The following is a 14,801-nucleotide window of genomic DNA, read 5'->3' as shown; positions in this document are numbered from 1 at the left end:
TTTTATCTCGGTCTCCGATACATTAAGGCACGTTCACTATCACTGGTGCCCCGTGTGGTTGGATCAACAATGACCCCCATTAACACAAGAATGGATAAGACTGTATTTAATATAGATGACATTTGCTCACTCATCACACCTGTAAAATCATAGCCAAAAATTGCAGCCACTTGTTGTGCGAGTAAGAGCAACAATGAAAATAGCCCTAGTATAAATGGAATATGTTGAAGACGAACCTTCCAATTAATTCTCATAAAAGCTCACCTCCCTCCCTCTTGCCACAGTATATGCATAGTGGTTATGTGACACATATGCAAAAATGGAACTCTTGCCAAGTTACTAGGATTTTTTGATAATATTTTGCGATGCAAGCTATTTTCAAAAAATAGAAGGCATGGGGAGGTTTATCATGAGTAACATATTCATATATTTTGTAAGGTTGCCTCGATTTCGCCAAGAATAATGGAAAAGGAGTAAGTGAAACGTCCCTACCAATACCAGCTACCTTCCCATTTTTTATGGTGTCAAAAAATTTTCTACCGTTGATATTACTTTTTTTAACAACATGAAAAATGCCAAGTCCCTTTAAGACTTGGCATTTTAGTTAGAAGAGTAGATGACCAACCAATGCGGCAATTGGAAGAGAAATAAGCGTACGTAGGATAAATAAGACGACTAAATCCAAAAACTTCAATGGAATTTTTGTACCTAAAATAAGTCCACCTACCTCAGACATATAGATAAGCTGTGACACAGAAACAACGGCAATAACAAATCTAGTAACATCCGATTCAATCCCTGCACCTAAAATAGAAGGTAGAAACATATCGGCAAAGCCTACGACCATTGTTTGTGCTGCTTCAGCCGCTTCAGGTAAGCCAAGGACGGTTAAAATTGGCTCGAACGGTTTTCCTAAAATCGCAAAAATACTTGTAAATTCAGCAAGCATTAAGGCAATTGTCCCAAAAGCCATAACGATAGGGGCCACACCCACCCATAAATCAATTACATTTCTAGAGCCGTCTTTGAAAAATTGTCGAGGATCACGATTTGCATGCGCAACAGCAAGCGCATTTTCTAAGCCATGTGAGACAGAATTATAGCCCTCAGGTAATTTCTCACGTGAATAATCTACTGGTGTCCCATCTATATACGTATCCTCCTTTTTCGCAAGTGGATAGATTCGAGGCATAATAATGGCTAATACAATTCCACAAAGTACTACTGTCAAATAATAAGGAATAAAATAGCGTGCCAAATGGACAGTATCCAATACAACGATACAGAATGTGATGGACACTACTGAGAAACTTGTGGCAATAATCGCGGCTTCTTTTTTTGTGTAGTTCCCCATCTCATATTGTTTACTGGTCATTAACACACCTATTGTGCCATCACCAACCCATGACGTAAGAGCATCGATTGAAGAACGCCCTGGACTTTTAAATAGTGGCCGCATAATTTTCACCATCATTGTCCCGAAAAATTCAAGTAAGCCGAAGTTTGTTAAAAATGGTAAAAGGAAACCCGCAAACAAAAAAATGGTAAATAAAAACGTCACAAGTCCCTCATTTGGATCCATGAGGAGTCCACCAGTATTTTCATTATTGATGGCAGAAGGTCCAAAATTGAAGACCACCATTGAAGCAAAGGCTAAACCGATAAAACGCGTAATTGTCCAAAACCAATTCACATAAAACAATGTATCTAAAATACGTGGTTCTTTAGCATTTTTACGAGGTATAAATTTCGCTATAAGTGCACCAATTGCGGAGATTGAAAACATTATAATTGTAAAATAACTAATGACTGGAGCCACAATACCTGCTAAAACATTAGCTAATATGGCAATGGGTACTTTCCAGCCCTCTTCCGTTAAAATGGGGGTCATAAATAGAAAGATACCAATTAAAGACGGAATAATAAAGTAAAAATATGTAGCAACAGAATACTTTTTCATTTTTTTTATAAGACCTCATCTCTTTTAATCTCAATAATTTATGTATTTTGCATTCCAACAATTAAAATAGTGTTTATTTAAAGCATTTATTTATCAATCGCTGTACTACTATGTAGTTTTCATTCAATATCTCATCCCTCCCTCTGTTATAGAACGTTTTTAAAAACTTTGAAGTTTGAGCATTAAACAGAAAAACACTCAAATTATTCATGTTTTTATAACATAAACCTGTTATAAAACTATTGTAAACTCTACAATACATTTGGTTCAACCTCACAATATTCTGAATATTTATACATCCATAAATATATAAAAAGCCTAACTCCTAAATTAGAAATTAGACTCCTTGAATTAGCGGGTAATTCTATTATGCTTCAGCGATTATTTAGTTGTTTTACTGGACCTTTCGTGATTTCAGTCAGTTTTGAATTGATAGCAAAGATTTTTGCGTTGATAGTAGTGATTCCAAATTCAGCTAGCCTCTTTGAATGCATTTCTATATATTGGTCAGCTGTGCGTTTTGATTCGAATAGATAGATTCCGCCTGCTTCATTTGTTTCAGGGCTCTCTGTCCAAATTTTCCACAAAAGTCCTTCCTCTTCCTGAATACTTTTTGCTAAATCAGAAAACGCTCCTGCCATCTCATCACCAAATGGTCCATCCATTTTAAAATCTACCTGTAATACGTATGTCATTGCCCTTCTCCTCATTATTTAGTAGTAATATAACATTCACCGAGTATTTCCTTCATTTCATATTGATCTGAGGAAAGCTCTTTTTTCACATAAGATGTAACCTCTGACTTTTCCAGATCATACATGACTTCCATTTCTTTCGAAAATAGAAGCTTTTCTTTTTCAAGCAAGCTTAAAAGAGATGGCTGTTGTTTTGGTTGCAGCTCTTCAAAATTGAGAACCTGTTTTAGTCCTTCCACATAGTTTACAAATGGACGCCCACCAACAATTTTCAACCCTTTATTATCCTCATTCATCATAATAATAGTTGGAAATCCTCTTACGCCTAAATTTCTTGCAAGGTCAAAATCTTCATTTAATAACTGTTGCCCGTTTGTTTGTTCTGATTCGCTTACAATAGCCGCTCCATCAAGCCCCAATTTGTTTACAATGTCAATCATAACGGATTTATCAGCGATATTTTGATTAAATACAAATAGCGCTTCTCTTGCTCGACGCAAATATTCAAATGCTCTAGCATCATGATGATTTTTTTGAATTACTTTAAATACACGAGATGGTGGATAGGATGATTGCACTGGATTATTCATCATCACTGTTCCATCTATTGGCATACGATAATATTCTCCAACTTCTCTCCAGTGTCCTACAACATCCGCAGGTCCTGATATTCCATTTGCAGGGTCTACTGGACCATCACCCCATTTTTCTAGTAGCCCTCCCATAATCGTATGAAAGTTAAAATAGTGTCCATACTGCTCGATAAAACGTCGAAGAACGGGTTCGAGTGCCCAACAATGAGAACATATTGGATCAGTTACATAGTATACTTCAATGGATTTCTTTGGTTGATTAAAATCAATCATCCCCAATTCATCCTCGTCAGCTACTCCACATATACCTGTCTCTAAATCACAAAGCATTGGATGATTCTTCAATTGACTATCCCCTTTTCTTACTTTTTAAGAATAAGTATATAACTCTCTTATTTGCCTTACAGCTGTATTTTATTCATAATAAAATCATCAATAAACCAATAATCTATTTGAATTGTTGTTTATACAACACTTTTAAGAAATTGTTTAAAAAGGAGTGTAAGTATTGACCTCATCTAAGACAGATCTTCGTGTTATACGGACTCGTAAATTAATCATGGATGCTTTCATTGCACTTTCTAGTAAAAAAGAATTTAAGGATATAACGGTTAAGGATATTACGACAGAGGCCATGATTAATCGTGCGACTTTTTATTATCACTTTGAAGATATATATGATTTGTTAGAGAAGGTCCTATCAGAAGTATTATTAATTAATTTGAATGATGACTTTCTACAGCATAACGAACTAAATGAAGGAGCTTTCCTAATTCTCTTTAAAGCGATAACTAATTTTCAAAAGTCATTGTCTAATCGTTGTCATAGAGGCTATGAAGAGACAATTGCTCGTATTATTAGAGAGCAGCTTGAAATTATCTTTTATAAAATGTTAGTGAAACAAAATGCAGCGTCAGAGAACGAAGCGCTAAAAATGACTGCTGTAATATTAAGCTGGGGAATCTATGGCGCTTCTATAGAATGGAGAACTAGCAATCAGGAGATGCAGCCCGAGGAGTTTATCAAACCTGTTATTCCTCATTTATTGGCAGGTATTGATGGTCAACATAAAAATGAGTAAACACTTATGAAATCATTTAAGTGTTTACTCACTTTTGGTGGAAGAAATTTTGTTGTTATGGTCATCTTTTTATTTTTGGACAAGAGATACAATAATCATTTGCTTCATCAGAGGTATGATAATAGAAACAACATGTTTTTCTTAAGCGAACAGGTTGCTCCGATTCCTTAATTGTCACTTTAGGTCCACAATAGTCCGTCAAAGGATTTTTCCTTTCACCAAAAATGGAGCCTGGTGCTAGGTTTACAATATAGTGATAATCCTCTTGTATACGAGCCTTTTCTTGCACACTGGCCCCTTCCCCTAATTTCGTTTCATAGAGCCAATTCACATAAATAGCTGTGTTTTCCCATAAGATTGCTTTTGGAATTTTACTTATTTTCCCTAATGACTGCCAAACTTTCGCTAAATTATTCGCAAAGATTTCTCTAAGAATCTCATCACGCCATTTTTCACGGTCTTTAGTAGGTATCGATACTGTGCGATCGATTAGCCGAATAGTAGGAAGCCAAGGTTTTGTATATTCCGCTTCTACCCACAAATTTTCAATTCTGCAATGTAGTCCTTTATCGTATCTGGACATAGCATAGAATGCTGAAGCCATCGTTAAGACGCTATAGCGCTTCGCAAATAATGATGCCGTAACTAGGATAGAGGGCGATTGAAAGAAATGGGCAATTTTTTGTAAATAATCTAGAGCTTGAGCATTGTCCAATAAATCTTTGGCATATAAAGAGTAAGTAGCATCCACTGCTGGTTCTATCGTCAATCGATAGTCTCTTAGTAGCACTGATGATTCTTCTGCTGACAGTGTTAGACTCAACTGATTCCTACCTCCCTCAAATTCCATTGTTTGAACTGTTCGCCCCTTGCCTGGCGTACCAAATAGCGGGTCTTTAATGGTATAGTCCATGCGAAAAACAGCCTGGACCATATCTCAGCTGTCACCGCTTGTCTTGGGCATAACCTGTTTATAAGCACCGTCCCAATATGATAGGCATAGCGACAGGCTAAGTTTAAATCGTGTTTTTCAAATCCCCTAAAATAAGCAAGAAATAATCGATAACGATAATCATTATTAATTAAAAAGTATACTTTACGATTGTTTTATTGACAATATTTAATTTTAAAAAACATACTTTTATAAGAAATTATTTTTAAACTTATGGATGGTGTTGAAACGGAAGTCACCCCTTCGCCCTGCAAAATTGCTTTTTCTGTCGTTGATATCATCTTTTTTCAACAATTTGTCATGCTTCCATTTCACTCAAAGACGTAGGCAAGTTGATGATCGATTTTCTACTATTTTAGTTACCTGTTAGATTTACCTATGCACTAATAGGCAAATAAATAGACCCTATCAACGTATATCTCATATCTTAATAATGAACCACAACTTATCAAAACAGGAGGTAATAACATGTTTCAACGAAGACGCCATCCGGCAAAGGGTCCACACTGCTGTCCACCACAAATGATGCCAATGCAATATGATCCACCACAATTTTTACCACCAGAGCAATATGTACGCACAAATTATATCCATACAGTTGTTCCACACGTACAACCTGCACATGTCACTACAGTGAACAAACATATGATTGATCATCAGTACTATTTCCCATGCACAGAATCTGTCGTAAATGAATGCTGTGAAACACATACTATGTGCGGTATGCCACCTAACCCTTGCCATATGCCACACCATCATAAACATATGCGCTAATACTAAAATAACGATGGGGTTGTCATATGACCCCATCGTTCCTAATATATTCATAAAAAAACCGAGTACCTTTTATCAGGCACTCGGTATCTTTATGATTAATACATTTTTAAATATTGATCGCGTTCCCATTGATGTACTGTTGTACGATACATATCGAACTCGATTTCTTTTGCTTCTTTAAAGTTTGCATAAATATGCTCACCTAATGCTTCCTGTGCTACTTTATCTTTAGCAAGTAATGTTAATGCATCATCAAGTGCAGCAGGTAGGTTTTCAATACCATTTGCTTGACGCTCTTCTTCCGACATCACATAGATGTTGCGGTTAATAGCAGCAGGTGGTGTTAGGCCTTGACGAATACCTTCAAGACCTGCTTCTAAAATAACAGCCATCGCTAAATATGGGTTTGCAGAAGGGTCTACAGAGCGTACTTCAACACGAGTTGAAAGTCCACGTGCAGATGGTATACGAATTAATGGTGAACGGTTTTGTGCAGACCATGCAACATAACATGGTGCTTCGTAACCTGGTACTAGACGTTTATAAGAGTTAACTGTTGGGTTTGTTACAGCTGTGAAACCTTGTACGTGTGCAAGAACACCTGCCATGAATTGCATAGCTGTGTCAGAAAGACCTAATTCTGTAGATTCATCATAGAACGCATTTTCTTTGCCTTTAAATAGTGACACGTTAAAGTGCATACCAGAGCCTGCTTCACCAAATAGTGGTTTAGGCATAAATGTAGCGTGTAAGCCATGTTTACGAGCGATTGTTTTAACCACTAATTTGAATGTTTGGATGTTATCACACGCAGTAACAGCATCAGCATATTTAAAGTCGATTTCGTGTTGTCCTGGAGCTACCTCATGGTGTGATGCTTCAATTTCAAAGCCCATTTCTTCTAGCTCTAATACGATATCACGACGGCAGTTTTCACCAAGATCTGTTGGCGCTAAGTCGAAATAACCACCATGGTCATTTACTTCTAACGTTGGCTCTCCTTTTGCATCCAATTTGAATAAGAAGAATTCTGGCTCAGGCCCTAAATTGAAGCTTGAGAAGCCCATTTCTTCCATTTTTCTAAGAATACGTTTTAGGTTGTTACGTGGGTCACCAGCAAACGGTTCGCCTTTCGCAGTGTATACATCACAGATAAAACGTGCTACTTTCCCTTTTTCAGAAGTCCAAGGGAAAACTACGAAAGTATCAAGATCAGGATATAAATACATATCAGATTCTTCGATTCGAACGAAGCCTTCAATAGATGAGCCATCAAACATCATTTTATTTTCAAGTGCTTTGTCTAATTGACTTACAGGAATCTCAACATTTTTGATTGTGCCAAGAATATCTGTAAATTGTAAACGAATAAAGCTTACGTTTTTTTCTTCGATGAGACGTTTAATGTCCTCTTTTGTGTATTTACCCACAGTTTTCCACACTCCTATAATTTGTCTAGCTTTTATGTTTACCCTACCCTATTTATTAATAGAATCGAGATAAATCCCCACGTCGGATGGATGATTTTTGCATGCGCTGTGCTTGACGCATTTCTTCGCGCATAATTTGGCGTAATTCTGAATCACTTAAATCTTGTTCATCAGTTGTAGCAACAGGATTTTTCTTTTTAGCAAATATTTTTTTAATCTTCGCCATATTCATACCCTGTTCTAAGTAGTCTTTAACCTCAAGCAATGTATCGACATCATTTAGTGAAAACATACGTCGATTGCCTTCTGTTCGGTGCGGCTCAATTAAATGGTGTTCTTCATAATAACGAATTTGTCTTGCCGAAAGCTCTGTTAATTGCATCACAATACTCATCGATAATAACGGCATAGTTCGTCTAATTTCACGACTCATTTAAGTCCTCCTCCAATACCCGCTTATCATATAACGAAATTTTTTTACTGTCAACCAACCATGTAAGGTAACCTAACATGGTTGGTACTATTTTTTTCAATCCGAGTGAAAATTGTAAAAAACTATTCATATTTAGGCTTTATCTATTGTCTTATTATGATTTTTGAATAGCTTGAACCGCACTGCAAATAGCAAATTTAACGTGTTCATATGTTAGTCCGCCCTGAATAAAGGCTGTATAGGGTGGTCGTATTGGGCCATCCGCTGTCAGCTCAATGCTGGACCCTTGAATAAATGTTCCAGCCGCCATGATGACATCATCTTCATAGCCTGGCATATAGGCTGGTTCAGGAGCATAATGGGCATTTATCGGTGAGTTCGCTTGTATTTCACGACAAAAGGCTATCATTTGCTGTGCTGTTTGGAAAGATACTGATTGAATTAAATCTGTACGCTTCGCATGATAGCTCGGAGAAGTGCTCATACCGATTTCCTCTAACATTGCAGCTGTAAAAATTGCACCTTTTAATGCTTGCGATACTACATGTGGTGCCAGGAAAAACCCTTGATAAAAGTCACCTAGTGTATTTAATGTGGCTCCCGCTTCGGCACCAATACCTGGAGAAGTCATGCGATAGGCACATTTCTCCACTAGATCTGCTCGGCCAGCAATATAGCCCCCAATTTTAGCCAAGCCTCCGCCAGGATTTTTAATGAGCGAGCCTGCCATTAAATCAGCACCGACCTCTGTAGGTTCCTGTGCCTCTACGAACTCGCCATAGCAGTTATCTACAAAAATAACAGCTTCTGGAGCCAATTTACGTACCTTTGCACACATAGTAGCAATTTCTTCAATTGTAAAGGATGGACGTGTTGCATAGCCTTTCGAACGTTGAATCGCAATCATTTTGGTTTGTGCTGTAATGGCTGCTTCAACACCTGCCCAATCAATGGCCTGATTATCTAGCAAATCCACATGTTGATAACCGATTTTATAATCCTTCAGTGAACCTGTATCTTTATCACCACCATCGACAATGGATTGTAATGTATCATACGGCTGACCAGAAATATAAAGCAGCTCATCACCAGGACGCAAAACACCGAATAGACTAAGCGTGATTGCATGTGTGCCTGAAATAATTTGTGGTCGAACTATTGCTGCCTCTGCACCAAATACTTCTGCATAAACACGCTCTAGATTATCCCGTCCCTCATCATCATAGCCATAGCCGTTTGATGGATGTAAATGATAATCACTTACTTGATGCTTTCCGAACGCTGCTAGCACCTTCTGCTGATTATAAAACGCCATTTCTTCTACCTTGGCATGATAAGGCCGAACTTGCTCCTCAATTTTTGTCGCTAACGACAGCGTTTGTATTGATAAATTTGATGTAAACGTCATTCTTTCTTCTCCATTTCACAATGTCTCGCATTTCAATCAGTAACATTTATTGACTATCTAAATTGACTTCAATCACTCTAGAATTACCTAACCAACTACTGGTATATGAACGCTTTTGACGAATGTTTTCTTTATTTTAATCACATTTTATCAATTTGTATGTGCACCTGTAAAACTTGCCTATTGTTTCTAAGAGCATTTTACGCTAAGCTAATGTGCGGACTTATTTCGAGAAGCGTATTTAATGACCGATTTTGGCTATTAAATTCATAGATTCTGTTACGTAAAATAGTCTTTTAACTTTAAAAAAGTTTATTTATTGATAGAAGGGGTGAAAGGGATGGCTTGGGAGGTTTTTAGTATCATAGGAACAATTGCCTTTGCTATTTCTGGGGCAATTATTGCCATGGAAGAAGAATACGATTTATTTGGTGTATATATACTTGGTATTGTCACTGCTTTTGGTGGAGGAGCCATTCGAAATTTACTCATCGGGCTACCTGTCACAACCCTATGGGGACAGGATATGATGTTTCAAATTGCGCTGGCTGCGATTACGATATTTTTTATTTTTCCGCATCATCTGATTCAACATTGGCATCGTTGGGGTAACTTCACAGATGCGATTGGCTTATCAGCGTTCGCTATTCAAGGCGCACTTTATGCTGTCAAGCTGGATATGCCTGTTAGTGCTGTGGTTGTAGCTGCTGTGTTAACAGGTTCAGGTGGTGGCATTGTACGTGATTTATTAGCTAGAAGAAAACCATTAGTTCTCCGTGATGAAGTTTATGGTGTTTGGGCAGCTCTTGCTGGACTACTAATCGGCTTCGAGGTTTTTACAGGGGACATTTTCCTTTATATTTTATTCGCGGTAATTACTGCGTTACGTATTCTTTCCTATACGATGAAGTGGCGCTTGCCATTACGTAAGTTAAATCGTGCATAAATACTATTCAGCCAATGACCAAAAATTAAGTCATTGGCTGTTTTATTTTTTGGCTAATAATAATCTTTTATGAGTTTCATTCCTTATATGATTGAAGAAGACATTAACTTAGCTTATCTTTTTAACAACTGCATTGCTTCTTCTAATGTCACCATGTTTTTCATCATTGAACAAGCTGCATCTAAAATAGGAAAGGCTAAGGCTGCTCCAGAACCTTCGCCTAAACGCATATTCATGTGCAACATCGGTTCAATACCTAGTAATGCAGCGGCAATTTTTGCCCCTGGCTCCTCTGAAGCATGGGAAGGAATAATATAATCGATTACTTTTGGTTCGAGCTTATAAGCAATGAGGGCAGCTATAGTCGAAATAAATCCATCAATAACCACTGGTTTACGATGAACTGCAGCCCCAAGAATAATACCTGTCATCGCCCCTATCTCTAATCCTCCTACCTTAGCCAGAACATCAATAGCATCTTTTGGATTAGGCTTATTTAAGGTAATTGCTTTTTCAATAATCGCCGCTTTATAGGCAATGCCTCCTTGGCCAACTCCTGCCCCAAACCCTGTTACTTCTATAGGGTCACATCCAGTCAGAACAGCTAATATCGCAGCACTTGGTGTTGTATTGCCAATACCCATTTCCCCTGTACCTAGTACATCAGCACCTTGTATGATTTCCTCAGTGGCCACACGGATTCCTACTTCTATCGATTGAATGGCTTCTTGTTTGGACATAGCTGGACCTTGTGCCATGTTATCTGTACCGTATTTGATTTTATGAATAATGACACCAGCATCAAGTGGAATATCTGCTTTTACCCCAACATCTACTGTGACCACCTTTGCATTGGTAATGCCCGCAATCGCACAAACGCCTGTCCCCCCCTTAGGAAAATTTAATGTTTGAAAGACTGTAACATCTTGCGGATTCGTGGTTACACCTTCCTCACATACACCATGATCTGCAGCACAAACAATCATCACCTTTTTGTCAACCGTCGGATATAATTGTCCTGTTACACCAGAGAGCTGTACGGCAAGTGATTCTAGTTTACCCAAGCTACCTGGGGGCTTACAAAGCGCATCAATCCGCTTTCTAGCTTGCTCCATACCTTTCATATCAACCCCTTGAATGTTTTCAATCGTGTCTTGTAATAATGGCATAATTATTTCTCCTCTCGTTCTCATTAAGACAAAATAAAAAGTCTGTAGTTTATTGTCATAACAAATAAACTACAGACTTTTCCATCATCTATATCTTCTAAAGCAAATAGGCAGGTCTCCTGGCTCAAGTTCAACATCTCATAGTACCTTCCCAGCAATTCGCTAGTGGCATACACTATGAAACTTCCTTATACAGTGGCGGGTCCGCTAAAGCTTTTCACTTTATTCCCTATTCTCCCTAGTGGGCACCTATTGCTTTTATGTAATTATGTTAAATCTACTTTACAACTTTTTTAGTGTCAATAGATAAAAATTTTTTGAGTGTTAACTTAGTACCACCACCTATTCTAACAATATAGGCTTATCAAGAACCTGTCACAACAAATGAATCCCTCTCGTTCACCTGATTCCTATCAACTTCAAATATTTTATCTGCTTCATTTATTAAAACAGGGTGATGAGTAACCAATATAACAGTCTTTTGTTTTTCTTTATTTAAATATAAAAGTAATGATTCTATATTTATTTGGTTGTCTTTATCAAGCGCAGAAGTAATCTCGTCAAACAAATAGATATCCGCATCTCTTAGAAGCGATCTTGCTATTGAAAGTCTTTGCTGTTGCCCAGTAGATAATTCAAGCCCATTATGCCCTATAAGCGTTTCAAATTTATAGTCTAACGTTTCTATATATGAATAAATGTTAACCATTTTACAAATTTGAATTAATTCTTCGTCTGTTGCATCCGGCTTTGCTAATAACAAATTTTCCCTTATTGTCCCTGTCATTATAAAATGCTCTTGCGTTACCAAACATACCCTTTTTCTATAAACATCAATAGGAATATATCTAATATTCTGATTGGATAGAAATATTTCACCCTGATAATTAATGTATAAACCTGATAATATATTCAATAATGTCGATTTACCTGATCCGCTTTCTCCCTTAATCAATACAATTTTCTTCAAAGGTATTTGGAAATTTATATTTTCTAAAACAGGAGAAAATGCATTAGTATAGGTAAAGCTTACATTCCGTAATACTATTTTATCTTTATTAAAATGATGCGATGAATTTACATAGTCTGGTACTTCTAATTTCCTTAGCTGATATTTATTGTCTTCCATTAAGTTTTTCACTCTATTTACAGACACAATTGCTTCTTGTAAAAATGAATTTAGTTGGGAAAATCTTAAAAATGACTGACTAAAGTTATTGGCATAGGTTGTGAATGCTATTAATACTCCTAACGTGAGGCTTCCTTTATAAATAAAGTAGGCACCTATAATAAGGATAATCAAATAACTTGTAAAGTTTATTAATTCTATTATTGATCCTGATTTTATGCTTAAACGCATTTTATCAAGAGTATTTTTGTATAATAAGGTAATTTTCTTTTGATAGTTATCTATGGCGTTTATCTCATTATTAAATATCTTAAATAATTTAAATGATGACAGTAATTCTCCCAGATAGGTTAAATAAGAATCTAAATCTTTTTTGATGGCAGTATCCATCATCCTTATTTTTTTTCCATAATATTTAAAAATGATAAGTGCTAAAGGACAAGCTATGAATAAAATACTAGCTAAAATAAAATTTAGATTGATCAATATTATTAACACAATTATTATACTGATAAAGTCTACAACAATATTTAAAAACTCTGATACTACTTCAGAAAATGCCTTTGTATCATTTTCTATTTTATTCATCAGTTCACCTTTTGCTTTTAATTGATACTCATCCATGTCCATAGCCATAATTCTTTTTATTATCTTTAATTTAATATCCATTTGTAGATAGCAGGCAAATTTCGTTAAATAATATTTTTGGATTACTTTAAAAAATAAATTAAACAGAAACAAAAAAGCCATAAACACTATAATGAGGAATGCTGAATTGAGATCTTTTACTGTTATAGAATCAATAAATTTACCAAATAAAAGGGGGTGTACTATACTTAAAATCATTGAAATACCCATCAAAATATTTACTTGAAATAATTTTGCTTTGTATGGCTTTGTATACTTAAATACCTCACCTAATATTTTCATGAAATAATACTCTATCTCCCTGATTTAGTTAAGGTTTTCTTATAACCTTTTGATATACAGATAAGCATTTTTCGGCTCTTCCTGTAATATATGTAGAAACTTTTCCATATACGGATCTTTTTCATTACTAATGAGCAAGTTTTCTACTGACTTCTTTTTCGCCTCACTAAAGAGCATGCTTTTGTTGGTGTATATAACCTTTTGCTCGATCGTTCTTTTTAAAACCTCATAGCAATTAGTTTGTTCCTTGGTTTCCCACTGTTCGCCCATTAATGTATTTATCATGTCTTCCGTAATATTATAGCCATAGTTAAATTCAAAAAATTTATTAGAATACGGGCGTATTTCAATGATGTCGCCAGAGCTACTAATAATATTTTCTAAACTATTGTTATCTGGAAGGCTAAAAACTCTCGTTATTTTCAGCGTGTGATACGGAATGTTGTGGACACCGAAGCTCTCCATTATTTGAGTAATGTCTTTATAAACATTCGCATAATTCTCCACTTTTTCTATACTCACACCTTTATATTGGACAGTTAGCCCGTTATATTGATAATTTTGATAAGGTTTATTTAACAGCTCCTCTTCTTTATATCCATTATAAAAATGTAAGCTTAATAGAACGAAAAGCATCATACTGGTCATAATTCCAGCAACCCTCTTTTCCGTTTTATTTTTGGCCCTCCTGCTGAATAAAATCGCGCACGATATAGAACACAAACAAATGGATAAAACACCTATAACATTTAAATAATGAATGAAATCTGGATACATAAAGTTAAGAGTAGGAGCTATATATTGAATCGATTCTAGTCTATAACCATGCATTAACATTAGTAAAAAATAAATGATGACAATTAAAATTATAGACACGGCTTGATTTTTAAAAATTGTTGCCATTAAAAATGGAATGGATATAGTAAATAGCTGAAAAACAAAAACGATAAGTAGAATTTTATATATTGGTGTCTCTACATATACAAACTTTACAAAACCAACTAATAACATAATGGCAGGGGTGGTCAGAATAAAGCTGAAAACCCATTGCCATAATAAAAGCTTTCCATTTGATATTGGGGAAATCATTAAAATTTTCTCTACATGATATCTTTGATGCAAAGTTATAATTTGAATCGTTAATACACTTGAGAAAATCCCATATAAAGGAATCAATGCTTGCGCATCACTGACTGTAAAGAAGTACTGAGAGATACATAATAGAATGACGATAGCATAATAAGTCAACAAATAATCACTTCGTAAGACCACTTTCGACCAAAATAAAAAGATATCTC

Annotated in this window: 14 protein-coding genes and 1 riboswitch; of the genes, 3 read left to right on the top strand and 11 right to left on the bottom strand. The window is 36.0% G+C overall.

Annotated elements, in window-relative coordinates; genetic code table 11:
• Positions 1–2: 2 nt before the first annotated feature.
• The 4 genes from MKZ14_RS05730 to MKZ14_RS05715 all read right to left on the bottom strand — a co-directional run bounded on the left by MKZ14_RS05730 (position 3) and on the right by MKZ14_RS05715 (position 3,593).
• Positions 3–254 (bottom strand): phage holin, encoded by a 252-nt coding sequence (locus tag MKZ14_RS05730; RefSeq protein WP_333006160.1) that lies wholly within the window; start codon positions 252–254, stop codon positions 3–5.
• 350 nt (positions 255–604) lie between these two features.
• Complete coding sequence (locus MKZ14_RS05725; protein WP_312124608.1) at positions 605–1,960, bottom strand: YjiH family protein; 1,356 nt, start codon at positions 1,958–1,960, stop codon at positions 605–607.
• Between the two features lie 374 nt (positions 1,961–2,334).
• The gene (locus MKZ14_RS05720; protein WP_312124606.1) at positions 2,335–2,655 is read right to left on the bottom strand and encodes a monooxygenase; all 321 of its coding nucleotides are present in this window, start codon (positions 2,653–2,655) and stop codon (positions 2,335–2,337) included.
• Between the two features lie 14 nt (positions 2,656–2,669).
• On the bottom strand, positions 2,670–3,593 hold the full coding sequence (locus MKZ14_RS05715) for a DsbA family protein (RefSeq protein WP_312124605.1): 924 nt from the start codon (positions 3,591–3,593) through the stop codon (positions 2,670–2,672).
• A gap of 163 nt (positions 3,594–3,756) precedes the next feature.
• On the opposite strand from MKZ14_RS05715, the gene MKZ14_RS05710 reads away from it, so the two are divergent.
• Complete coding sequence (locus MKZ14_RS05710; RefSeq protein ID WP_333006161.1) at positions 3,757–4,329, top strand: TetR/AcrR family transcriptional regulator; 573 nt, start codon at positions 3,757–3,759, stop codon at positions 4,327–4,329.
• Positions 4,330–4,390: 61 nt separating this feature from the next.
• Here MKZ14_RS05710 and MKZ14_RS05705 read toward each other — a convergent pair whose 3' ends face one another.
• The gene (locus tag MKZ14_RS05705; protein WP_333006162.1) at positions 4,391–5,242 is read right to left on the bottom strand and encodes an IucA/IucC family C-terminal-domain containing protein; all 852 of its coding nucleotides are present in this window, start codon (positions 5,240–5,242) and stop codon (positions 4,391–4,393) included.
• A 507-nt stretch (positions 5,243–5,749) separates the two neighbouring features.
• On the opposite strand from MKZ14_RS05705, the gene MKZ14_RS05700 reads away from it, so the two are divergent.
• Positions 5,750–6,055 (top strand): CotD family spore coat protein, encoded by a 306-nt coding sequence (locus tag MKZ14_RS05700; protein ID WP_016991980.1) that lies wholly within the window; start codon positions 5,750–5,752, stop codon positions 6,053–6,055.
• 98 nt (positions 6,056–6,153) lie between these two features.
• Here the strand turns inward: MKZ14_RS05700 and glnA are convergent, their stop codons facing one another.
• The 3 genes from glnA to MKZ14_RS05685 all read right to left on the bottom strand — a co-directional run bounded on the left by glnA (position 6,154) and on the right by MKZ14_RS05685 (position 9,329).
• Entirely contained in the window at positions 6,154–7,488 is a 1,335-nt protein-coding gene (glnA, locus tag MKZ14_RS05695) for a type I glutamate--ammonia ligase (protein WP_036080236.1), read from the bottom strand.
• A 55-nt stretch (positions 7,489–7,543) separates the two neighbouring features.
• On the bottom strand, positions 7,544–7,921 hold the full coding sequence (locus tag MKZ14_RS05690) for a MerR family transcriptional regulator (RefSeq protein ID WP_004225812.1): 378 nt from the start codon (positions 7,919–7,921) through the stop codon (positions 7,544–7,546).
• 154 nt (positions 7,922–8,075) lie between these two features.
• The gene (locus tag MKZ14_RS05685; protein ID WP_333006163.1) at positions 8,076–9,329 is read right to left on the bottom strand and encodes a methionine gamma-lyase family protein; all 1,254 of its coding nucleotides are present in this window, start codon (positions 9,327–9,329) and stop codon (positions 8,076–8,078) included.
• Positions 9,330–9,669: 340 nt separating this feature from the next.
• Between MKZ14_RS05685 and MKZ14_RS05680 the strand changes: the two genes are divergently transcribed.
• On the top strand, positions 9,670–10,275 hold the full coding sequence (locus tag MKZ14_RS05680) for a trimeric intracellular cation channel family protein (RefSeq protein ID WP_016991976.1): 606 nt from the start codon (positions 9,670–9,672) through the stop codon (positions 10,273–10,275).
• Between the two features lie 113 nt (positions 10,276–10,388).
• Here MKZ14_RS05680 and cobT read toward each other — a convergent pair whose 3' ends face one another.
• The 3 genes from cobT to MKZ14_RS05665 form a co-directional block, all read right to left on the bottom strand.
• The gene (cobT, locus tag MKZ14_RS05675) at positions 10,389–11,444 is read right to left on the bottom strand and encodes a nicotinate-nucleotide--dimethylbenzimidazole phosphoribosyltransferase (protein ID WP_333006164.1); all 1,056 of its coding nucleotides are present in this window, start codon (positions 11,442–11,444) and stop codon (positions 10,389–10,391) included.
• Positions 11,445–11,535: 91 nt separating this feature from the next.
• Positions 11,536–11,712, bottom strand: a riboswitch (cobalamin riboswitch).
• A 96-nt stretch (positions 11,713–11,808) separates the two neighbouring features.
• Positions 11,809–13,503, bottom strand: a complete 1,695-nt coding sequence (locus MKZ14_RS05670) for an ABC transporter ATP-binding protein (protein ID WP_333006165.1) — start codon at positions 13,501–13,503, stop codon at positions 11,809–11,811.
• Positions 13,504–13,542: 39 nt separating this feature from the next.
• The gene (locus MKZ14_RS05665; RefSeq protein WP_339280656.1) at positions 13,543–14,751 is read right to left on the bottom strand and encodes a hypothetical protein; all 1,209 of its coding nucleotides are present in this window, start codon (positions 14,749–14,751) and stop codon (positions 13,543–13,545) included.
• Positions 14,752–14,801 lie beyond the last annotated feature (50 nt).

Source organism: Lysinibacillus sp. FSL P2-0066 (assembly GCF_037969495.1).
GTDB classification, from domain to species: Bacteria; Bacillota; Bacilli; order Bacillales_A; family Planococcaceae; genus Lysinibacillus; species Lysinibacillus boronitolerans.
This window is presented reverse-complemented; position numbering and strand designations above follow the sequence as displayed.